This is a genomic window from Actinophytocola oryzae, assembly GCF_004364325.1.
In the GTDB taxonomy this organism is placed as follows: domain Bacteria; phylum Actinomycetota; class Actinomycetes; order Mycobacteriales; family Pseudonocardiaceae; genus Actinophytocola; species Actinophytocola oryzae.
In genome coordinates, this window is sequence record NZ_SOCP01000011.1 from 195,691 (window position 1) to 216,002 (window position 20,312).

The following is a 20,312-nucleotide window of genomic DNA, read 5'->3' on the forward strand; positions in this document are numbered from 1 at the left end:
TCCGCTCCGCGACCACGTTCGATATCTCGCCGTGGCGGGACGCCCTCACTCGACAAGGTGTCGGTCGGTCACGACGTCCGGGTCGACGACCGCCGTGACGCCCTGCGTTCATCGGATGAAGGTGCGTACCGCGGCCGCGATTCCCTGCGGGTCCAGGCCGTGCACGGCGTCGTGTTCCCCGGCGGTGCCGTAGGCCCTGACCTCCAGCTCACGACGCACGCCGATCGCGCGCAGCCGGTGCGGGACGTCGTCGAACGCGCGGGCGACCTCGTGCGCGGACGTGCCCGCGAGGTACGGCTCGACGAGCACGATGTCCGGGTGACCGGCGGCCCGTAGCCCGCGGTGGTCGAACGGCCGGACGGTCGACGCGTACAGCACGGTGACGTCGAGGTCGACCGTCGCGGCGAGGACGTTGTCCAGCAGCGGGCCGACGGCGACCACGGCGGCCTTGGATCCCTTGCGCACCAAGGTCATCCGGCCGGTCGCGGGGTAGGCGTGCGTGTTCTGCCTCGTGGACAGGCGGAGGTAGACCCGGCCGTCGCCGGCGAGCGCGTCAGGCAGGAGCGCGGCCACCTCGTCCGGGTGACCCGGGACGTGCACGGTCCAGCCGGGCAGCGTGTCGAGCAGGGCGACGTCGCCGGGCCCCTGGTGGGTGCGACCCCACACCGGGTCGTCGTAGGAGCCGCCGATGCTGACGAGCACGGCGCCGACGTCCTGGTGGCCGAGGTCGAGCTTGATCTGCTCGAACGGCCGCTCGACGAGGAACGGCGTGTAGCTGTGCACGACCGGGCGCATGCCGGTGAGCGCGAGACCGCCCGCGACGCCGATCATCGACTGCTCGCGGATGCCGACGTTGATCACGCGGTGCGGGTGGCGGGCACGGGCGGCTTCGAAGGCGTCGCGGGAGATGTCGGCGGTGACGACCGCGAGCCGCTCGTCGTGGTCGAGCGCGCGGTCCACGGTGTCCACAAAGGTCTGTCGCATGGTCTCAGTCCTTCCGGATCGTTGCCACGACGACGTTCGGGCCGTCGTGGTGTGCGGACAGGGCGGCGTGGATGGCGTCGTGGTCGCGACCGTCCACGGTGGTCGCGTGCCAGCCCTCGACGGTGAAGCGGCTCGCGATGCCGCCAGACCAGCCGTGGCTCACCGAGCCGTTGTCGATGACGATCGCCGTGAGCCGCCCGAGCCCGAGCCGTGCGGCGAGCGCGATCGCCTCGTGGTTGCTGCCTTCGTCCAGCTCGCCGTCGCCGATGAGGACGAACACCCTTGGCTTGTCACGGTTCTGCGCACGCAGGCCGAGCGCAGTGCCGACGGCGAGCGCCATGCCGTGACCGAGGGAGCCGCTGCTGATCTCGACGCCCGGCACGAGGTTGCGGTCCGGGTGCTGGCCGAGCGGTGAGGCGAAGGTGGTCCAGTCGTCGAGCATGGCCGGGTCGAGGAAGCCCTTCGCCGCGAGGATCGCGTAGTACGCCATCGGGCCGTGACCCTTGGAGAGGAGGAACCGGTCGCGGTCGGGGTCGTCGGCCGTGGCCGGGGTGATGTCGAGGACGCGGTCGTAGAGCACCCAGAGTACGTCCACTGTGGACGCCGCGGCCCATTCGTGTTTCTCGTCGCCGGTCATGCGCCGGAACAGCGCGGTGAGGTCGAGTGTGGTCGTCATGCCGTCCAGGATGCGACTTCGACCGCACTGGAGGTCAAGCGCAGGGACCTCGACCTTGGTGGAGGTTCCGGGTAGTGTCGGCACCGTGTCGAAACTGCCCGATCACCTGACCATCGGCGAAGTGTCGCGGCGCAGCGGCGTGCCGCACACCGCGCTGCGGTTCTACGAGGAGCGGGGGCTGCTGACGTCCGAGCGTACGGCGGGCAACCAGCGGAAATACGCCCGTGCCGTGCTGAGGAGACTGGCGTTCATCCGCACCGCGCAGCGAGTCGGGCTGAGCCTGGAGGAGATCCGCGACGCGCTGGGCACCCTGCCGGAGGGCAGGACGCCGACGAAGTCCGACTGGGCGCGGCTGTCCCACGTGTGGCGCAGCGAGCTTGACGCGCGGATAGACGCGATGCAACGCCTGCGGGACCGGCTGACGGCGTGTATCGGCTGTGGGTGCCTGTCGCTGAAATCCTGCCACCTGATCAACAAGGACGACCTGCTGGCCGCCTACGGTCCCGGCGCCCCGAGACTGAAGGCCGCCACGGAGGGCGGTATCTGAGATTGTCAGGCGTTGACGTGTGGCGGCGCCCGCCAGTCAGGACGCCATCCAGACGATCGCGCCGCCGACCGCCACCGCCGCGGCCAGGCCCAGGATCACAGCCAGGAGCTTCGCGGTCCGGTACGTCGAGTAGACGCCGCCGATCAGGAAACCGGCTACCGCGAGGAGGATGATGACGACGACTTCCTTGGACATGCCGCGAAGCCTAGAGCGTGCCCTTGGTGCTCGGGATCCCGTGTTGGCGTGGGTCGGCCTCCGACGCCGCCCGCAGTGCCCTCGCCACGGCCTTGTACTGCGCCTCGGTGATGTGGTGGGGGTCCCGGCCGTGGATCACCCGCACGTGCAGCGCGATCCGCGCGTGGAAGGCGAGGGACTCGAAGACGTGCTGGTTGAGCACCGTCGGGTAGTTGTTGCCGACGACGAAACCCGTCATCAGCTCGGGTTCACCCGTCAGGACGCAGTACGGCCGCCCGGAAACGTCCACGGCGGCGTGCGCGAGGGTCTCGTCCATCGGGATCCACGCGTCGCCGAAGCGGCGGATGCCCCGCTTGTCGCCCAACGCCTTGCCGATGGCCTCGCCCAGGACGATCGCCACGTCCTCGACCGTATGGTGGGCGTCGATCTCGACGTCGCCCTTCGCGGCCACGGTCAGGTCGAACATGCCGTGGACGCCGAAGGCGGTCAGCATGTGGTCGTAGAACGGGACGCCGGTGGACACGTCCACCTTGCCCGCGCCGTCCAGGTCGATCTCCACGACCACCGACGACTCCCTGGTGGTCCGCTCGACGCGGCCGATCCTGTTCACCTGACGATCTCCTTACTGGCGGCCAGGAACGCGTCGTTCTCCGCCGGCGTGCCGATGGTCACCCGCAGGTGTCCCGGTATCCCGACGTCCCTGATGAGGACGCCCTGGTCCAGATAGGACCGCCACGTCGTCGGGGCGTCCGCGAACTGTCCGAACAGGACGAAGTTGGCGTCGCTCGGGACCACCGAGAAACCCAGTCCCCGCAACGACTCCACTACTCGGTCGCGTTCCGCGGCCAGCATGTGCACCGAGGCCAGCGTCTCGTCGGCGTGGCGGAGTGCGGCGCGGGCGGCTGCCTGTGTCACCACGGACAGGTGGTAGGGCAGGCGGACCAGCTGCAGCGCGTCCACTATGGCCGGTGCCGCCGCCAGATAGCCGAGGCGACCCCCCGCGAACGCGAACGCCTTGCTCATGGTGCGGGACACCACCAGCTTCGCCGGGTACTCGGCGAGCACGGTGACGGCACTGGTCTGCGACGAGAACTCCGCGTACGCCTCGTCCACCACGATCAGGCCCGGCGCGGCCTCGATCAGCGTGCGCAGCCCGTCCAGTGGGATCGAGCCGCCGGTCGGGTTGTTCGGGCTGGTCACGAACGCGATGTCGGGGGCACGGGAGGCGAGCACCTCGGCGGCCGCGTCGGTGTCCAGGGTGAAGTCCGCGCGGCGCGGTGTCGGCGCCCACTCGGTACGCGTGCCCGCCGCGATGATCGGGTGCATCGAGTACGACGGCTCGAAGCCAAGCGCGGTGCGGCCCGGGCCGCCGAACGCCTGTAACAGCTGCTGCAGGATCTCGTTCGACCCGTTGGCCGCCCACAGGTTCTCGGTGCGCAGCGGCACCCCCGTCGACGACGACAGGTACGCGGCGAGGTCGGTCCGCAGCGCCACCGCGTCGCGGTCCGGGTAGCGGTGCAGCGCGGTCGCCGCCTCCGCCACGGCCTGCGTCACGTCCGCGACCAGCGCGGGCGGCGGCGGGTAGGGATTCTCGTTGGTGTTGAGCCGGAACTCGACGTCCAGCTGCGGCGCGCCGTACGGGGTGGCGCCACGCAGGTCCTCGCGCAGCGGCAGCTCCGACAGCGACACCTCGTCACCGACGACCTGGTCACTCCGCAGGCTTCGTTCCGGCACATGGTCACTCCGCAGGCTTCGTTCCGGCACATGGTCACTCCGCAAGCTTCGTTCCGTCACGAGGCACCGCCGAAACGTGCCGTGACCGCCTGACCGTGTGCGGGCAGGTCCTCGGCGTTCGCCAGCGCGACCACCTTGTCCGCGACCTCGCGCAACGCGTCCGCCGAGTAGTCGACGACGTGGATGCCTCGCAGGAACGTCTGCACCGACAGGCCGGACGAGTGCCGCGCGCAGCCGCCGGTGGGCAGCACGTGGTTCGAGCCCGCGCAGTAGTCGCCGAGCGAGACCGGGCTGTGCGGACCGACGAAGACCGCGCCCGCGGCACGGACCCTGGCGGCCACGGCAGAGGCGTCGGCCGTCTGGATCTCGAGGTGCTCGGCCGCGTAGGCGTCCACCACGGACAGTCCCGCGTCCACATCGGACACCAGGACGCAGCCGGACTGCCTGCCCTGCAGCGCGGTCGTGATGCGGTCGGTGTGCTTGGTGGCCTTGACCTGACGGGCCAGCTCGTCGTCGACCGCGTCGGCCAGCTCGGCCGACGACGTGACCAGCACGCTCGCGGCCAGCGTGTCGTGCTCGGCCTGGCTGATCAGGTCGGCGGCGACGTGCACCGGGTCGGCGGTCTCGTCGGCCAGGATCGCGATCTCGGTCGGGCCCGCCTCCGAGTCGATGCCGATCATGCCGCGCAGCAGGCGTTTGGCGGCGGTCAGGTACACGTTGCCCGGCCCGGTGACCATGTCGACCGGCTCCAGCGGCGAGCCGTCGGTGTCCGTGCCGCCGTACGCCAGCAGCGCGACCGCCTGCGCTCCCCCGACGGCCCACACCTCGGTCACGCCGAGCAGCTCGGCGGCGGCGAGGACGGTCGGGTGCGGCAGGCCGCCGAACTCGGCCTGCGGCGGGCTGCACACGACGAGCGACTCGACGCCGGCGGTCTGCGCGGGCACCACGTTCATCACGACGCTCGACGGGTACACCGCGAGCCCGCCCGGCGCGTAGAGGCCGACGCGGCGGACCGGCACCCAGCGCTCGGTGACCGTGCCACCCGGCACGACCTGGGTGGTCACGTCGGTGCGCCGCTGGTCGGCGTGCACCCTGCGGGCACGCTCGATCGTCTCCTCGATCGCGACCCGGACGGGTGCGTCGAGGTAGGCGAGGCCGGAGACCAGCTCGCGGACCGGGACGCGGACCTTCGCCGGGCGGACGCCGTCGAAGCGCTCGGACAGCTCCAGGACGGCCTCGACCCCCCGGTCACGCACGTCGTCGACCAGCGGGCGGACCTGATGCAGCACCGCGTCGACGTCCATCTCGGCGCGCGGGAGCAGCCCGCGCAGCTCGGCGGTGGACGGGACACGACCACGGAGGTCGGTGCGGCTGAGCATCATGGTCCTTCCTGGTGCGACGACGGTTGCCAGCACAAGCCTAGGTGGTGCTCCGTGCCGCCGAGCCGCCCACTCCGGTCGTCGGGTCGGCGGATCTGACGTACCGTTTCCGACCAATGACGGGTTGTCGCCACGCGGCGACCGCCGGAGGCTTCTGGCGATCACTGTCGCGACATCGGGGAGGCGGCATGCTTGGCAAGCGTCGGGGGCTCGTGGTGGCCGCGGGAGTGGTCGCCGCCGTGGCGCTCGCCGGTTCACCCGCACAGGCGCGGACCGCTCCCGAGCAGGGCGTGGCCGACTTCCCCTCGGGTGACGAGGGCTACCACACCTACGACGAGCTGAGGGCCGCGCTGCGTGCGGCGGTCTCGGCGCACCCGGGCATCACGTCCCTGTCGAGCATCGGCGACACGTACGAGGGGCGCGAGATCCCGGTCATCAGGATCAGCGACAACGCGGCGACCGACGAGGACGAGCCAGAGGTGCTGTTCACGTGCAACCTGCACGCCCGCGAGCACCTCACGACCGAGATGTGCCTGCACATCGTGGACCGGTTCACGGCCGGGTACGGGTCGGACGAGAAGATCACCGGCTTCGTGGACAGCCGCGAGATCCTCGTGGTGCCGTCGCTGAACCCGGATGGCGCGGAGTACGACATCTCGGGCGGCTGGTACCGGGGTTGGCGCAAGAACCGGCAGCCCAACGCGGGTGGCAGCGTCGGCACGGACCTGAACCGGAACTTCTCGTACAAGTGGGCCTGCTGCCAGGGCGCCTCGACGTCGCCGTCGGCGGAGACCTACCGGGGGCCGTCGGCCGCGTCGGCGCCGGAGGTCCGGGCGCTGCAGGCGTACGTGGACTCGCGGGTGGTCGGCGGCGTGCAGCAGATCAGGGCGCACATCGACTTCCACGCGTTCTCGGAGATGGTGCTGTGGCCGTTCGGGCACACCCACGACACGGCCACCGAGGGCATGACACAGGCGGAGTACGACCACCTGAAGTCGATCGGCCAGGAGATGGCGACCTCGAACGGGTACACGCCAGGGCAGACCTCGGACATGTACATCACCGACGGTGACATCAACGACTGGATGTGGGGCACCCACAAGGTGCTGACGTACTGCTTCGAGATGTATCCCACGAGCGGCGGCTCGGACGGCTTCTACCCACCCGACGAGCAGATCGTCCCGCAGACCACCCGCAACGACGGCGCGGTCGACATCCTGCTGGCCAACGCCACCTGACCCCTGGGGAGGGGACGGCCGTCCTGGAGGGCCCCGACCGGGTCCTTCAGGACAGGCCCGCCACCACGGCCACGGCCTCGTCCAGCTGGGCCGGGCTGACGAAGTAGTGCGGCGAGGCGCGGACGATGTCGGTCAGGCCGCGGCGGGTCATGTCGTGGCGGGTGGAGGTCACGCCGGTGACCGTCACCGTGACGCCGCTGTCTCGCAGGCGGTCCCGGACCGCCGCTGCGGGGACGCCGTCGACGGAGAAGGTCACCAGGCCGCAGCGCTGGGTGCCGAGGTCGTGGACCGTCACGCCGGGCAGCTCGGCCAGGGACCCGCGCAGGTGTTCGCCGCGTGCGGCCACCGCCGCCTCGATGTCGTCCAGGCCCAGCTCCAGCGCGTAACGCAGTGCCGTGATCAGGCCGAGGCGGTCCGCGACGCTCGACTCCCACAGCTCGTAGACCCTGGCGTCCGGCCGGGGCTCGTATCCCGTCGGGGCGGTCCACGTCGCGCTGTGCAGGTCGAGCTGGCGCGGGCTCAGCCGGTCGCGCACCCGCCTGCGCACCGCGAGGAAGCCCGTGCCGCGAGGGCCGCGCAGCCACTTGCGGCCGGTGCCCGTGACGATGTCCGCGTCGAGGCCGACCAGCTGGACCTGCCCGGCCGACTGGCAGGCGTCCAGCATCACCATGGCGCCGACGGAGTGGGCCGCCGCCACCACCGGGGACACCGGGTTCACCAGGCCGCCGTTGGTCGGGACGTGGACCAGCGACACCAGGCGCACCCGCTCGTCGAGCATCGTCGTCAGCGCGTCGACGTCCACCGCGCCCGTGTCGTCCGACGGGACCGGTTCCACCGACGCGCCCACCTCCCGCGCGCGGCGCAGGAGCGGGATCGCGTTGCCCGCGTACTCCACCTCCGTGGACAGGATGCGGTCGCCGGCCGACAGGGGGATCGCGTCGAAGACCGCGAGCCACGAGCGGGTCGCGCTGTCGGTGAAGGCGACCTCGTCCGGCTCGCAGCCCAGGACCGACGCCAGGACCCCGTAGCCGGCCGCCAGGTCCTCGTCGCGTTCCTCCGCGGCCAGGTAGCCGCCGACCTCGGCCTCGCGGCGGAGGTGGTTGACCACCTCGTCGAGGACCCGCACGGGCGGCAGTGACGAGCCCGCGCTGTCCAGGAACACGCCCCGGTGGCTGCCGGGGGTCTCGCCACGAACGGCGTCGAGATCGATCATCGCGGGGTCCAGTTCTCGAGGTTCCACCACGCGCCCCAGGTGGCGTCCGCACCCGACGCGTCGACCACCGGCTGGTACCCGTCCCAGCTCTCGCGCATGACGTAGGTGTGGTTGGGGGCCGCGAGCACCACCATGCCGGGTGCGGCTACCCACGCGCGCTGGAGCTTGCGGTACGCGGTGGCCCGCTCGGCCGGGTCCGTCGCGGCGCGGCCGGTGTCCAGCGCGTCGTCGACAGTCTCATTGTGGTACCCACCGAGCGCGCTCCCCGACCGCAGCACCGGGTACACGGCGGTGTCCGGGTCGAACGGGTCGCCGAAGCCCACCAGCGCCGGGCCCTGCGCCAGCGCAGCCGGGTCTGCCGTCGCCTCCGGGGTGACCTCCACCCCGATCGCGCGGGCGTCGGTCACGAACGTCTCCGCCAGCCCCTGCGCGACCGAGTCGCCCTGGCGGTACCGCAGGGTGAACGCGGCGGGGGTGCCGTTCTTCGTGCGCACCCCCGTGACGCCGGGCTCCCAGCCGCCCGTGGACAACGCGTCGAGCGCGCGGGTGAGGTCGTAGGGGAACGTCGCGTCCGGGTCGAAGAACTCGGCCTGCACCTCGGGCATCGGCGTGTAGGCGGGAAGGCCCTTGCCGTCGAGCACCTTGTCGACCAGCGCCTCCCGGTTCACGGCGTAGTTCAGCGCGAGCCGCAGGTCCGGGTCGCCGGTGACCGGGTCGTTCGACGGCAGGGTGACAGCGCGGACGTCCGCCGCGCTGTGGGCGACCACGCGCAGCCCGTCGGTGTCCTCGAACTTCGCGGCCATGGCGGGTGGCAGTGCGGCGCTGTCGAGCTTGCCCTCGCGCAGCCGGTCGGCGCGGGTCTCGTCGTCCGGGATGAACTCGACGGTGACCTTCGTGACCGCGGGGGCGTCGTCCCAGTAGGCGGTGTTGGCCTTCAACACCATCTTGCCGCCCTTGATCCACGACTCGAGCTTGTACGGGCCGGTGCCGACGGGCTTGTCCGTGCCGACCGACTCGCTGGACACGATGCCGAGCGTCAGCAGCTCCGGGAACGGCGCGTAGGGGGCGGACAGGTCGAAACGCACGGTCGCCACGTTGACCGCGGTCACGTTCTCGAGCATCGAGAACCGCTGGCGCAGCGGGGAGTTCCGCGCCGGGTCGAGCAGCGCGCGGTAGGTGGCCACGACGTCCTGCGCCTCGAACGGCGACCCGTCGGTGAACGTGACCTTCGGGCGCAGCGGCACGGTCCACGACAGGCCGTCGGCCGAGACCTCCGGCGGGTCGGTGGCGAGCGCGGGGCGGAGCCCGAGGTTGGGCTGGTACTCGACGAGCCCGTCGTAGAGCTTCGCGGCGCCGTGCTCGCCGTAGCCCGCGATAGGGCTGAGGTCCGTCGGCTCGTCCGCGACGGCGATCACCAGAGAGGTCCCGTCGGGGTCGCCGGAGGCGGGTGGAGCCGGATCGCCGGTGCAGGCGCCCACGAGCGCCACCGCGAGCAGCGGCACGACAAGACGCGCCCGAGTCGATGAGGTCGCTCCGCTCATCCGCCTCGCCTCCTTTCCTCGTCGCGAGCTCGACGCTCGTACCTCGCTCCCGAGCACGCTCCTCGGTCAGTGCGGCGAAGGGCTCCTTCGCTCTGCTCCCAGGTGGGCACGAGGCCCGACCCTAGTCGGGCGACATATCCTCGCGGACAGGGATCAACGATTCTCACCCCCGGAGGTCGGTCGCCGTGCGTGTCGCCCTGAGCCAGATCACGTCCACCCCGTCTCCGGACGAGAACCTGTCGACGGTCGCCGAGCAGGTGAAGACCGCGGCCGCCGACGGCGCGTCGGTCGTCCTGTTCCCCGAGGCCATGATGGCGTGTTTCGGCACGTCGCTGGGCCCCCTGGCGGAGCAGCTGGACGGCCCGTGGGCGTCGGGGGTGCGTGAGATCGCGGCCGACCACGACGTACTGGTGGTAGCCGGGATGTTCACGCCGGCACCCGACGGACGGGTGTTCAACACGCTGCTGGCGACGGGGCGTGACCGGCACGTCGGCTACGACAAGATCCACCTGTACGACGCGTTCGGCTTCCAGGAGTCACGGACGGTGGCTCCCGGTGAGGAGCTGGTCGTGTTGGGCGATGTCGGGATCGCCACCTGTTACGACGTGCGGTTCCCGGGCGTGTTCACCGGTTTGGCGGACAAGGGGGCGTCGGTGGTCCTGCTCGGCGCGTCCTGGGGTGCGGGGCCGGGCAAGGTCGAGCAGTGGGAGCTGCTCGTGCGGGCGCGGGCGCTGGACTCGACGTGCTTCGTGGTGGCGTGTGGTCAGGCCGACCCCGGTCGGCCTACCAAGGCGCCGACGGGGGTGGGCCACAGCCTCGTGGCCGCGCCGGACGGGTCGGTGGTCGCCGCGGCGGGCTCGAGCCCGGAACTGCTGGTCGTGGACCTCGACCTCGACCTCGTCGAGAAGACCCGCGCGAACATCCCGGTGCTCGCGAACCGGCGGCTCTGACGTCCGGCGGCTCTGACGTAATGAAGGCGTCCTTCAGTACGGCCAGCGTTACGAAGGCGTCCTTCAGTACGGCCAGCGTTACGAAGGCGTCCTTCAGTACGGCCAGCGTTACGAAGGCGTCCTTCAGTACGCGCGACCTCACGCACACCCGACCTCACGCACGCCCGCCGTTACGAAGGCGTCCTTCAGTGCGCCCAGCGTTACGAAGGGGCCCTTCAGTACGCCCGACCTCACGCACACCCGACCTCACGCACGCCCGCCGTTACGAAGGCGTCCTTCAGTGCGCCCAGCGTTACGAAGGCGTCCTTCAGTGCGGGCCGGATCTAGCGTGGTGTGACGACGATGCGGCCGCCGCTGGCCGGGATCAGCGTGATGTTGCGGACCTTCGCGGGCTCCTCGCGTTCGTGCTCGGGGTGGATGTCGTAGCGGGACAGGGCCTCCCGCAGCACCACGACGGCCTCCTGCAGTGAGAAGCCCGCGCCGATGCAGCGGCGCACTCCCCCGCCGAACGGGATCCACGTGCCGGTCTCCGGTGACCTGCCGAGGAAGCGCTCCGGGCGGAAGTCCCTCGGGTCGGGGTGGGCGGACGCGTCGCGGTGCACGAGCGAGATGCTCGGCGCGACGACCGTGCCCGCGGGCAGCAGGTAGCCGGCCAGCTCGGTCGGCTCGGTGAGCTTGCGTGCCACGTTCTGGATGACCGGGCGACGGCGCATGGCCTCCTTCGCGACGGCCTCCAGGTAGGCGTCGTCGCCTTCCTGCGCCGTGCGTTGAAGTGCCGGGCGGCGGGCCAGCTCGTGGAAGGACCAGGCGAGGGCGGTCGCGGTCGTCTCGTGGCCCGCGAGCAGGAGCGTGACCATGTGGTCACGCAGCTCGAGGTCGGTCAGCTCGTCGCCTGCCGCGGTGAGCAGGCGGGACAGCACGTCACCGCGCTCGGACAGGTCGCCCGCGGTGCGCCGGTCGGTGATCTCCGCGTACAGCAGGCGGTCCACGGCGTGCAGGTTCTCCCAGTTGCGTCGCCACACGCCGAACCTGCGCAGCTTCGGGTAGCTCCAGCCGAGGACGGTGAACGGGCCGATGTCGGAGATGCGGCGCAGCCGTGGCCGCAGCTCCGCGAGTCGCGGGCCGTCGGCCATGCCGAACACGACACGCAGGATGATCTCCAGTGTCACGGCGTTCATGCGCGGGTGCACGGCGAACGGTGTGTTCTTCGGCCAGCGCTCGACGTTCTCGACGGCAAGCTCGGTCATCATGTCGCGGTAGCCGCGCAGTGCCGCGCCGTTGAAGGCGGGCATGAGGAGCTTGCGGGCACGGAGGTGCTCGTCCTCGTCGGTGGTCAGCAGGGAGTGCCTGCCCATCACCGGCGCGAGCAGGCCGTTGCCCTCGCCGGCGTGGAAGACCTTCGGCGTGCCCGCGAAGACCTGCCTGATGTGCTCGGGCCTGCTGATCGTGACGATCGTGCGGCCGGCCGCTACGCGCGCGGTGAAGACGTCCCCGTACTTGCGGCGCCAGTGGGCGTGGACCTGCCTGCGCCGTGCGATGAACAGCACGGTCTGCACGAGCGGCGGCAGGTTCGAGCCGGGTGGGAGAGCTGGCGTTGCCTCGACCATGGCCATGCCAGCTTTATACGCCGTGTGGATACCGCGTGACCTGGTGCCGGGACCGCACTGAAGGACGCCTTCGTAACGCCCGGCGCACTGAAGGACGCCTTCATAACGCTGGGCCGGGCGTCACGTCAGGTCCAGACCCAGGTCCAGGGCGGGTGCCGAGTGGGTCAGGGCGCCGACGGACAGGTAGTCGACGCCCGTCTCGGCGTAGGCGCGGGCCTCGGCGATCCTCAGGCCGCCGGACACCTCGAGCCGGGTCGGCGCCCCCAGGTCTGCGACGCGCCGGACCGCGGTCACGCAGTTCTCCGGCGTGAAGTTGTCCAGCAGCACCAGTTCCGCCTTCTCCGCCAGCGCCTCGTCGAGCTGGTCGAGGGTGTCGACCTCCACCTCGCACGGCAGCTCCGGTGCCTGGGCGCGGGCCGCGCGCAGGGCGGCGGCGACCGAGCCTGCCGCCGCCACGTGGTTGTCCTTGATGAGGATCGCGTCGCCGAGGCCGAGGCGGTGGTTGACGCCGCCGCCCTGGCGGACCGCGTACTTCTCCAGCAGGCGCAGGCCGGGCAGCGTCTTCCTGGAGTCGCGGATGGCCACCCCGGTGCCTGCCACCGCGTCCACCCAGGCCGCCGTCGCCGTGGCGACGCCGGACAGGTGGCACAGGAGGTTCAGCGCGGTGCGTTCGGCCGTCAGCAGGGCGCGGACCGGCGCGCGGACCACGAGCACGTCGTCGCCGGGCCGGACCTTCGTGCCGTCCTCCATTGTGGACAGCACCTCGTAGGTGCCGATGACCTCGTCGAACACCGCCCGCACGGCCGGCAGGCCCGCCACCGTGCCGAACGCGCGCGGGGCGATCGTCGCGGTGGCCACGGCGTCCTCTGGCACCGTGGCCGCGGTCGTCGCGTCGGGGCCGTAGCGCAGGTCCTCGGCCAGGGCCGTGGTCACCACGCGGTGGAGGTCCTCGAGATCCAGACTGGTCACGCTGCTCCCTTCGCCATCGCGGGTTCCGCGATCATCGGTTGGCCGGACGGGGTGAGGCGCACCGTCAGGCTCCTGGCCCAGCTCCTCGCCGTGCCGGGGAAGTCGTCTCTGACGTGGCAGCCGCGGGACTCCTCGCGGGCCGCCGCCGCGGCGATGACCGCGCGGGCCGTCAGCGTCAGCGCGGCGTCCTCCACCCGTGCCCGCGTCTCGAGCGGGCGGTCGACGGCCGACACGTCGAGCACCGAGCCGACGACCGCGAGGCCCTCGGCGTCGCGGCCGATCGCGGCATAGCGGCTCATCACCCGCTGCAGCGTGTCGCGGTCGGCGACCGGCAGGACCGGGACCGGCTGGCACGCGGCCAGCCGTCGCTCGGGCGGCAGGCCCAGCGCGAGGTCGGCCGCCACGGACTCCGCCGCCCGCGCCCCGACGACAAGGCCCTCGAGAAGACTGTTGGAGGCCAACCGGTTCGCGCCGTGCAGGCCGGTCCTGGCGACCTCGCCCGCCGCGTACAGGCCGGGCACGGCGGTCCGTCCATCCACTGTGGACACCACGCCGCCGCACGAGAAGTGTGCCGCGGGGGCGACGGGGATCGGCGCCTCCGACGGGTCGACACCCACCCGCAGGCACGCGGCCAGCACGGTCGGGAAGCGCCGCCGGAACTCGGCCGGGGACAGGTGCGTCGCGTCGAGGTACACGTGGTCGTCGCCCAGCGCCGCCATCCGGCGGGTGATCGCCGCGGACACGACGTCGCGGGGCGCGAGGTCCTCCTGCGGGTGCACGCCCGCCATCACGCGGTCGCCGCGTGCGTCGACCAGCACCGCGCCCTCGCCGCGCACGGCCTCGGTGACCAGCGGGCAGCGACCCCGCGCGCCGGAGCCGGTGTACAGCACGGTCGGGTGGAACTGGACGAACTCCAGGTCGGCGACGGGCGCGCCCGAGCGCAACGCGATGGCCACCCCGTCGGCGGTGGCGACCGCCGGGTTCGAGGTCGCCTGGTACAGCTGGCCGAGGCCACCGGTCGCGAGCAGGACCGCGGGTGCCACGAGGATGCCCGGCACGCCGTCCGCGTCGAGCACGAGCAGCCCGGCGACCTCGCCTGCCGGGGTGCGCAGCGTGTCGACGGCGGTGTGGTGTTCCAGCATCGGCACCCGGTCGTCGCGGGAGGCGGCGAGGAGGGCACGTTCGACCTCGGCTCCGGTGGCGTCGCCGCCCGCGTGCACGACGCGGAACGCCGTGTGGCCGCCCTCGCGGGTGCGGGCCAGCCGGTCGCCGTCGCGGTCGAACTCCGCGCCGAGCGTGCGCAGCCGGTCGACCGCGGCCGGTCCGGCGCCGATGATCCGCGACGTCGCAACCTCGTCGCACAGGCCGACGCCCGCGACGAGGGTGTCGTCGACGTGGCGGGCGACCGAGTCGGCCTCGATGTCGCCGAGCACGACCGCGACACCGCCCTGTGCCCAGCGGGTGTTGCCGCCGTCCGCGGCCTCCTTGGTCACGACCAGGACGTCGAGGCCCAGCTCACGGGCCCGCAGGGCCGCGGTCAGCCCGGCGACCCCGGTCCCGACGACCACCAGGTCGGCGTTCGCCTCCCAGCACGGGGTGGTCACTCCGCGCCTCCGGGTTTGCCGATCTCGATCATGCGCTGGACGGCGCCTCGGGCGCGGGCCGCCGTCGTCGCGTCCACGTGGACCTCGTCGCGGCCCTCGCGTAAGGACCGCAGCAACGCGGCGGGCGTGATCATCTTCATGTAGCGGCACGACGCGCGTTCGTTGACGGCCCGGAAGTCGATCTCCGGGGCGGCGAGGCGGAGCTGGTGCAGCATGCCGATCTCGGTCGCCACGAGGACCGTGGTGGCCCTGGTGTTGCGGGCCTCGGTGACCATGTCGCCCGTCGAAAGGATCTTGACCTGCGTCTCCGGGACGACGCCCTCGCCCGCGAGGTAGAGCGCGGAGGTCGCGCAGCCGCACTCGGGGTGGACGAACAGGTCGGCGTCCGGGTTCGCGGCGGCACGCGCGGCAAGCTCCGGGCCGTTGATGCCCGCGTGGACGTGGCACTCGCCCGCCCAGACGTGCAGGTTGTCGCGGCCGGTCTCGCGCTTGACGTGCGCGCCGAGGAACTGGTCGGGCAGGAACAGGACCTCCCGGTCCTCGGGGATCGAGCGGACGACGTCGACCGCGTTCGAGGACGTGCAGCAGATGTCGGTCTCGGCCTTCACCTCCGCGGTCGTGTTCACGTAGGAGACGACGACCGCGCCCGGGTGCTCGGCCTTCCACGCGCGCAGCTGCGCGGCGTCGATGGAGTCGGCGAGCGAGCAGCCCGCCCGCGCGTCCGGGATGAGGACGGTCTTGTCCGGGGCGAGGATCTTCGCGGTCTCGGCCATGAAGTGGACGCCGCAGAAGATGATCGTGGACGCGTCACTGGCGGCGGCGATGCGGCTCAGTGCGAGCGAGTCGCCCGTGTGGTCGGCGATGTCCTGGATCGCCGGCAGCTGGTAGTTGTGCGCGAGCAGCACGGCGTCGCGTTCCCTCGCGAGCCTGCGCACCTCGTCGCGCCACGCCCCGTCCGGTTGCACACCGGAGAACGGCGTCAGGTCGTCCGCCAACGTTGCGGCCACAATTCCCTCCCTGGGTCACGGTCCGCCTGTCGGTTTCCCATCCCGAGGTTTTCGCCTTAGGATCGAAAACATGCGCAATGCTACCACCGTGTTAACCGTGGCCGACCACGAAGTTCTGGCCGCGGTGCTCCAGGTGCGAGCGGGATCACTCCAGGTGCTGCTCTGGGAACGCGCACAGGAACCACACGCACACCGCTGGTCACTGCCCGGCGGACGCCTCGGTGCCACCGAGGACGTCGAGACCTCGATCCGGCGCCAGTTGGAGGAGAAGGTCGACGTCAGGCAGCTGTCCCACGTCGAACAGCTCGCGGTGTTCAGCGCGCCGGACCGGGTGCCCGGCGAGCGGGTGGTCGCCTCGGCGTTCCTCGGGCTCGTGCCGTCGGACGTCGACCCGGAGCTGCCGTCCGACACGGCGTGGCACGCCGTGGCGGCACTCCCCCGCACGGCGTTCGACCACGAGTCGATCGTGCGTCGAGCCAGGGACCGGCTGCGCGCGAAGCTGTCGTACACGAACCTGGGTTTCGCACTGGCGCCGCCGACGTTCACGATCTCCGCGCTGCGTGCCCTGTACTCCGCCGCGCTGGGTTACCGGGTGTCGGCGACCAACCTGCAGCGGGTGCTGTCCAGGCGCGGTCTGCTGGAGCCCACTGGTGACACAGCGCCACCGGGCAAGGCCGGCGGTCGCCCGGCCGCACTGTTCCGTTTCACCCAACGAGGCATAGAGGTGACAGACCCATTCGCAGTATTGCGACCGCCGAACCAAGCGAGAGGCGGCGTGTCGACCTAGCCTTGGTCCGTGCCATCACCGCTGCCGCTCTTCCCGTTGCGCACGGTGCTGCTGCCGGGGGTGCCGCTGCCACTGCACATCTTCGAGCCGCGGTACCGGCAGCTCACCGTGGATCTGATGACCGGAACGGTCCCGGAGAAACGCTTCGGCGTCGTCGCTCTGACCCCGTCGGCCGACATCGAGGTCACGTCACTCGACCAGTTACAACCGATCGGGTGTACGGCCGTACTTCGTCAGGCGGCCCGGCTCCCGGACGGCCGCTACGACATCGTCACGATGGGCGAGCAGCGGTTCCGGCTGCTGGAGCTGGACTGCGCGGCGGCCCCGTACCTGATGGGCATGGTCGAGTGGCTCCCGGACATCCCCGCGGTGATCCCCGGCCAGCGCGCCGTCTCCGACACGGTCGGGTCGCTCGTCGCCGTCGCCAGGGCCGCGTACCGCCGCTACTGCCGGGCGGCCTGGAAACAGGGTGACTGGACCGAGCCCGCCGAGGACGTCGAGGTCTCGGCCCTGGCCCACCTCCTGGCCACGGACTGCATCCTCCCGCTGGAGGACCGCCAGCACATCCTCGAGGAGACCCGGCCCCTGCACCGCCTACGGCTGGTGACGAGCCTGATCAGCCGGGAGGCAGGCATCCTGGCCACCCTGCACGCGGTCCCCGCGCCCCCGGCGGAACTCCACCAGCAGACGGAGAACTAGCCGAGGCGGCGGCCCAGGTCGTCCATGCCGTTCATCGCGGCCAGCACGCCGTACGCGAGCGCGGTCATCAGCGGCCACAGCAGCAGGCCCCACGACGACTCGAGCACCGGCGACACCGACACGATGTCCAGCGGCTTCACGCTCTTCGGCATGGGCCAGCGGCCGTCGGCCCAGGCGCGGCCGACCGCCATCGCGAGCCAGCCGCCGAGTGCGCCGCCCGCCACCGCGGCGAGCATGACCACCGGGCCGCGGCGTTCACGCAGGTACCAGACCGCCACGCCTGCCACGATCCCGGCCGCGAGGCACAGGAGCATGAAGATCACGAGGTCGTCGAAGCGGTGGTAGCTCTCGTCGGTGAGCGACGCGGCCTGACCGTCCTGGGTGATCACCTTGCGCTGCGGCGGCGCGAGCCGCGACCACAGCCAGCCGACGGCCAGCCCCAGCAGCGCGACCGTCGACAGGATGCTGATCGCGGGCAGGAGGTCACGCTTGACGACCACCCGGGGAGTGGGCGGTTTCCACGTGACCTGCGGCGGCGGGAAGATCGGGTACTCGGACTCCCGGTGCGGTGAAGCCTGTTCCCCGACCGGTTGTTCCGACACGCCGACCTCCCACTGCTCCGCGGCCGCCGAACACGGCCCGTGACGGTAGAGCCTAGCGCCTGTCCCGTGGGTCTTCGTGCGAAGTCCGCGGCTGACCAACAGCTACCTCAGGGGAACGTGACGGCGCCCAGCCACGATCCACCTCGGAGGGCGAGCCTTCGTCGGGACGCGACCCACGCAGAGAAGTTCGGGGAGGCGGGCTAGTACGTGCGCCGTGGCGGCTGCACCGGGCGGTCCAGCCCGACGGTGTCACCTGCACGACCATCCGCCGTGCGCAGTCGGGGCAGTACCTCGGCGGGTCCAGTGCCGCCTGGGGGCTGGTGCACCGTGCGTGGTCGCCCTCACCTTCCTGGACACCGCAGTGGACGCAGTAGCTCACAGGTGCTCACTCAGTGCCTTGACCGGCATCTTCAGCTCCGCCAACATGTCCAGGTCCTGCTGCGCGGGCCTGCCGAGGTTCGTCAGGTAGTTGCCGACGATGATCGCGTTGATGCCGCCCAGCATGCCCTGCTCGGCACCGAGGTCACCGAGCGTCAGCTCACGGCCGCCCGCGAAACGCAGGATCGTGCGTGGGAGCGCGAGCCGGAACGCGGCGATGGTGCGCAGCGCGTCCTTGCCCTCGACGATCTCGTAGTTCTCGTACGGCGTGCCGGGCTGCGGGATGAGGAAGTTCATCGGCACCTCGTGCGGGTTCAGCTCGCCGAGCTGCGCGGCGAACTCCGCGCGCTGCTCGACCGTCTCCCCCATGCCGATGATGCCGCCGCAGCAGACCTCCATGCCCGCCGCGTGCACCATCTTCAGCGTGTCCCAGCGCTCCTCCCACGAGTGCGTGGTGACCACCTCGGGGAAGTGCGAGCGCGCGGTCTCGAGGTTGTGGTTGTAGCGGTGCACGCCCATCTCGACGAGCTCGTCGACCTGCTCCTGGGTGAGCATGCCGAGCGAGCAGGCGATCTGGATGTCGTTGCCGTCCTCGCGGATGGCCCTGATGCCGTCGCGGACCTGGGAGAGCAGCCGCCGGTCCGGGCCACGCACGGCGGCGACGATGCAGAACTCGGACGCGCCGGTGGCCGCGGTCTCCCGTGCCGCCCTGACGAGGCCGGGGATGTCCAGCCACGCCGAGCGCACCGGCGAGGGGAACTGGCCGGATTGCGAACAGAAGTGGCAGTCCTCGGGGCAGCCGCCGGTCTTGAGGCTGACGATGCCCTCGACCTCGACCTCGGGACCGCACCAGCGCATCCGCACGTCGTGTGCGAGCGCGAGCAGCTCCGGGACGCGGTCGTCGTCGAGCCGCAGGATCTCGAGGATCTGCTCCTCGCCCAGTCCGACACCGCGTTCGAGGACCTGCTCCCGGGCGGCGGCGATGGGGTCGGTCGTCGTCCGTTCGGCAGCTGCGGTCACGTGCTCCTCCATCTTGATCGGGTCGCTCCGGCCCAGTCTGCCGCACGACGCCGACAGGGACACGCGATGTTTGTCACGCGGACGAGCCGGGCTCTAGGCGGCGTTCGCGGCGGCGAAACCACTGGCGTCGAACTCGCCGCCCAGGCTCGGCGCGAGCGAGTGGATGGCCATGTCGAGGAACTTCGGCCTGCTCAGCTCCCCCGCCCCCGCCGGGATGGCGCCGACCAGTGGCGCGCCGGCCACTATCGGCAGGTCGTCGAGGTTGCAGCGAGCCGCGAGATCGGGTTCGTCCGGCCAGGAGCCGACGACCACACCGGCGCACTCGATGCCGCGCCTGCGCAGCGCCTCGGCGGTGAGCGCGGTCTCGTTGAGGGTGCCGAGCCCGGCGTTGGCGACGATCAGCACCGGCGCGCCCGCGGACCAGGCGACGTCGGCGAGCGTGCCGCCGTTGTCGTCCATCCGCACGAGCAGCCCGCCCGCGCCCTCGACGAGCACGAGGTCGTGGCCACGGGACAGCTCGACGGCCGCCGCGGCGGCCTGCTTGGGTGTCACGGGCATGATGCCCGCGCGCCTGGCAGCCGTGGCCGGGGCGAGCGGCTCGGGGAAGCGCGCCAGCTCCCAGGTCGTGACGTCGGCGCCGGCGAGGCGGGTGACCTCGTCGACGTCGCCGGGCTCACCCGGTTGGAGCCCTGTCTGGGCCGGCTTGAGGACCGCGACACTGCGCCGTGCGTGCAGGCCGAGCGCCGCGACAGCCGCGACGACGACCGTCTTGCCGACGCCCGTTCCGGTACCTGTGAGCACCATGAAACTCACGGCCGGTCAGATTAGTCCCACCCGTTTGTCGCAACCCAGGCCGCCCCGTGATCGGTAGGGTCGGCGGCGTGATCGTCCGCGACAGAGGGCCTGTGACGGACCGGACGCAGCTGTTCGGCGCCGAGTGGTGCGGCGACTGCAGGCGGACGAGGTCCTGGTTGCGGCGCCACGAGGTCCCGTTCGTCGAGTACGACACCGACGCCGACCCGGACGTGCGGTCCAGGGCCGAGGAGCTGGCGGGCGGCAGGACGAACATCCCGGTGGTACTCACCCCCGACGGCACCGTGCTGGTGGAGCCGACGAGCGTGGAGCTGGCGTCGGTCCTGTCCACGCACGGCGCCCGCCGGGGCCGGTCCGGCTGCCGCTAGG

At 71.6% G+C, this 20,312-nt stretch carries 22 protein-coding genes; 6 read left to right on the forward strand and 16 right to left on the reverse strand.

Annotated features, from left to right (window positions below):
* Window positions 1–108 precede the first annotated feature (108 nt).
* Complete coding sequence (locus tag CLV71_RS28225; RefSeq protein ID WP_133905896.1) at window positions 109–984, reverse strand: transketolase family protein; 876 nt, start codon at window positions 982–984, stop codon at window positions 109–111.
* Window positions 985–988: 4 nt separating this feature from the next.
* On the reverse strand, window positions 989–1,660 hold the full coding sequence (locus tag CLV71_RS28230; RefSeq protein ID WP_166664287.1) for a thiamine pyrophosphate-dependent enzyme: 672 nt from the start codon (window positions 1,658–1,660) through the stop codon (window positions 989–991).
* Between the two features lie 85 nt (window positions 1,661–1,745).
* Between CLV71_RS28230 and soxR the strand changes: the two genes are divergently transcribed.
* Window positions 1,746–2,207: a redox-sensitive transcriptional activator SoxR gene (soxR, locus tag CLV71_RS28235; RefSeq protein WP_133905897.1), complete on the forward strand. Its 462-nt coding sequence runs from the start codon at window positions 1,746–1,748 to the stop codon at window positions 2,205–2,207.
* Between the two features lie 36 nt (window positions 2,208–2,243).
* Here the strand turns inward: soxR and CLV71_RS47985 are convergent, their stop codons facing one another.
* Genes CLV71_RS47985 through hisD form a run of 4 tightly spaced genes read right to left on the reverse strand, consistent with a single transcriptional unit; the run spans window position 2,244 to window position 5,515 of the window.
* Entirely contained in the window at window positions 2,244–2,402 is a 159-nt protein-coding gene (locus tag CLV71_RS47985) for a hypothetical protein (protein WP_166664288.1), read from the reverse strand.
* 10 nt (window positions 2,403–2,412) lie between these two features.
* Entirely contained in the window at window positions 2,413–3,012 is a 600-nt protein-coding gene (gene hisB, locus CLV71_RS28240; protein WP_133905898.1) for an imidazoleglycerol-phosphate dehydratase HisB, read from the reverse strand.
* Window positions 3,009–4,136, reverse strand: a complete 1,128-nt coding sequence (locus tag CLV71_RS28245; protein WP_243866747.1) for a histidinol-phosphate transaminase — start codon at window positions 4,134–4,136, stop codon at window positions 3,009–3,011. The genes hisB and CLV71_RS28245 overlap by 4 nt, the downstream gene beginning before the upstream one ends.
* Before the next feature lie 56 nt (window positions 4,137–4,192).
* Complete coding sequence (hisD, locus tag CLV71_RS28250) at window positions 4,193–5,515, reverse strand: histidinol dehydrogenase (RefSeq protein ID WP_133906056.1); 1,323 nt, start codon at window positions 5,513–5,515, stop codon at window positions 4,193–4,195.
* A 188-nt stretch (window positions 5,516–5,703) separates the two neighbouring features.
* Here hisD and CLV71_RS28255 point away from each other — a divergent pair, with 188 nt between their 5' ends.
* Window positions 5,704–6,753 carry a M14 family metallopeptidase gene (locus CLV71_RS28255; protein ID WP_133905899.1) on the forward strand — a complete coding sequence of 350 codons (1,050 nt, stop codon included), beginning with the start codon at window positions 5,704–5,706 and terminating at the stop codon, window positions 6,751–6,753.
* A 46-nt stretch (window positions 6,754–6,799) separates the two neighbouring features.
* Here the strand turns inward: CLV71_RS28255 and CLV71_RS28260 are convergent, their stop codons facing one another.
* Together CLV71_RS28260 and CLV71_RS28265 are read right to left on the reverse strand one after the other, a co-directional pair.
* Window positions 6,800–7,966, reverse strand: a complete 1,167-nt coding sequence (locus tag CLV71_RS28260; protein WP_133905900.1) for an aminotransferase class V-fold PLP-dependent enzyme — start codon at window positions 7,964–7,966, stop codon at window positions 6,800–6,802.
* Window positions 7,963–9,507, reverse strand: coding sequence for an ABC transporter substrate-binding protein (locus CLV71_RS28265; RefSeq protein WP_133905901.1), 1,545 nt, complete (start codon window positions 9,505–9,507; stop codon window positions 7,963–7,965). Before CLV71_RS28265 ends, CLV71_RS28260 begins: the two co-directional genes overlap by 4 nt.
* Window positions 9,508–9,692: 185 nt before the next feature.
* On the opposite strand from CLV71_RS28265, the gene CLV71_RS28270 reads away from it, so the two are divergent.
* Window positions 9,693–10,457, forward strand: coding sequence for a carbon-nitrogen hydrolase family protein (locus CLV71_RS28270; protein WP_133905902.1), 765 nt, complete (start codon window positions 9,693–9,695; stop codon window positions 10,455–10,457).
* A 323-nt stretch (window positions 10,458–10,780) separates the two neighbouring features.
* On the opposite strand, the gene CLV71_RS28275 is transcribed toward CLV71_RS28270, so the two are convergent.
* From CLV71_RS28275 to nadA, 4 genes are all read right to left on the reverse strand, one after another.
* Window positions 10,781–12,070, reverse strand: coding sequence for a cytochrome P450 (locus CLV71_RS28275; RefSeq protein WP_133905903.1), 1,290 nt, complete (start codon window positions 12,068–12,070; stop codon window positions 10,781–10,783).
* 114 nt (window positions 12,071–12,184) lie between these two features.
* Complete coding sequence (nadC, locus tag CLV71_RS28280; protein WP_133905904.1) at window positions 12,185–13,033, reverse strand: carboxylating nicotinate-nucleotide diphosphorylase; 849 nt, start codon at window positions 13,031–13,033, stop codon at window positions 12,185–12,187.
* Window positions 13,030–14,637: an L-aspartate oxidase gene (locus CLV71_RS28285; protein ID WP_133905905.1), complete on the reverse strand. Its 1,608-nt coding sequence runs from the start codon at window positions 14,635–14,637 to the stop codon at window positions 13,030–13,032. Before CLV71_RS28285 ends, nadC begins: the two co-directional genes overlap by 4 nt.
* A complete protein-coding gene (gene nadA / locus CLV71_RS28290; RefSeq protein ID WP_424923916.1) occupies window positions 14,634–15,647 on the reverse strand; it encodes a quinolinate synthase NadA in 1,014 nt (337 codons plus the stop codon). Before nadA ends, CLV71_RS28285 begins: the two co-directional genes overlap by 4 nt.
* 67 nt (window positions 15,648–15,714) lie before the next feature.
* Between nadA and CLV71_RS28295 the strand changes: the two genes are divergently transcribed.
* Together CLV71_RS28295 and CLV71_RS28300 are read left to right on the forward strand one after the other, a co-directional pair.
* Complete coding sequence (locus tag CLV71_RS28295; protein WP_166664289.1) at window positions 15,715–16,431, forward strand: NUDIX hydrolase; 717 nt, start codon at window positions 15,715–15,717, stop codon at window positions 16,429–16,431.
* Between the two features lie 9 nt (window positions 16,432–16,440).
* Window positions 16,441–17,130: an LON peptidase substrate-binding domain-containing protein gene (locus tag CLV71_RS28300; RefSeq protein WP_133905907.1), complete on the forward strand. Its 690-nt coding sequence runs from the start codon at window positions 16,441–16,443 to the stop codon at window positions 17,128–17,130.
* Here CLV71_RS28300 and CLV71_RS28305 read toward each other — a convergent pair.
* The 4 genes from CLV71_RS28305 to bioD all read right to left on the reverse strand — a co-directional run bounded on the left by CLV71_RS28305 (window position 17,127) and on the right by bioD (window position 19,934).
* Window positions 17,127–17,732 carry a DUF2567 domain-containing protein gene (locus CLV71_RS28305; protein WP_133905908.1) on the reverse strand — a complete coding sequence of 202 codons (606 nt, stop codon included), beginning with the start codon at window positions 17,730–17,732 and terminating at the stop codon, window positions 17,127–17,129. The genes CLV71_RS28300 and CLV71_RS28305 overlap by 4 nt on opposite strands.
* A gap of 52 nt (window positions 17,733–17,784) precedes the next feature.
* A complete protein-coding gene (bsaP, locus tag CLV71_RS50885; protein ID WP_481734389.1) occupies window positions 17,785–18,111 on the reverse strand; it encodes a biotin synthase auxiliary protein BsaP in 327 nt (108 codons plus the stop codon).
* Window positions 18,108–19,130, reverse strand: coding sequence for a biotin synthase BioB (gene bioB / locus CLV71_RS28315; RefSeq protein WP_166664290.1), 1,023 nt, complete (start codon window positions 19,128–19,130; stop codon window positions 18,108–18,110). Before bioB ends, bsaP begins: the two co-directional genes overlap by 4 nt.
* A gap of 93 nt (window positions 19,131–19,223) precedes the next feature.
* Complete coding sequence (gene bioD, locus CLV71_RS28320; protein WP_208297791.1) at window positions 19,224–19,934, reverse strand: dethiobiotin synthase; 711 nt, start codon at window positions 19,932–19,934, stop codon at window positions 19,224–19,226.
* A 101-nt stretch (window positions 19,935–20,035) separates the two neighbouring features.
* On the opposite strand from bioD, the gene CLV71_RS28325 reads away from it, so the two are divergent.
* Entirely contained in the window at window positions 20,036–20,311 is a 276-nt protein-coding gene (locus tag CLV71_RS28325; RefSeq protein WP_133905910.1) for a glutaredoxin family protein, read from the forward strand.
* The last annotated feature ends 1 nt before the right edge of the window (window position 20,312 follow it).

Bases quoted from the DNA above. Each gene is read 5' to 3' on its own strand.
- CLV71_RS28225 (WP_133905896.1), bottom strand. From the start codon at position 984: ATGCGACAGACCTTTGTGGACACCGTGGACCGCGCGCTCGACCACGAC.
- CLV71_RS28230 (WP_166664287.1), bottom strand. From the start codon at position 1,660: ATGACGACCACACTCGACCTCACCGCGCTGTTCCGGCGCATGACCGGC.
- CLV71_RS47985 (WP_166664288.1), bottom strand. From the start codon at position 2,402: ATGTCCAAGGAAGTCGTCGTCATCATCCTCCTCGCGGTAGCCGGTTTC.
- hisD (WP_133906056.1), bottom strand. From the start codon at position 5,515: ATGCTCAGCCGCACCGACCTCCGTGGTCGTGTCCCGTCCACCGCCGAG.
- CLV71_RS28255 (WP_133905899.1), top strand. From the start codon at position 5,704: ATGCTTGGCAAGCGTCGGGGGCTCGTGGTGGCCGCGGGAGTGGTCGCC.
- CLV71_RS28260 (WP_133905900.1), bottom strand. From the start codon at position 7,966: ATGATCGATCTCGACGCCGTTCGTGGCGAGACCCCCGGCAGCCACCGG.
- CLV71_RS28265 (WP_133905901.1), bottom strand. From the start codon at position 9,507: ATGAGCGGAGCGACCTCATCGACTCGGGCGCGTCTTGTCGTGCCGCTG.
- CLV71_RS28275 (WP_133905903.1), bottom strand. From the start codon at position 12,070: ATGGCCATGGTCGAGGCAACGCCAGCTCTCCCACCCGGCTCGAACCTG.
- CLV71_RS28295 (WP_166664289.1), top strand. From the start codon at position 15,715: ATGCGCAATGCTACCACCGTGTTAACCGTGGCCGACCACGAAGTTCTG.
- bioD (WP_208297791.1), bottom strand. From the start codon at position 19,934: ATGGTGCTCACAGGTACCGGAACGGGCGTCGGCAAGACGGTCGTCGTC.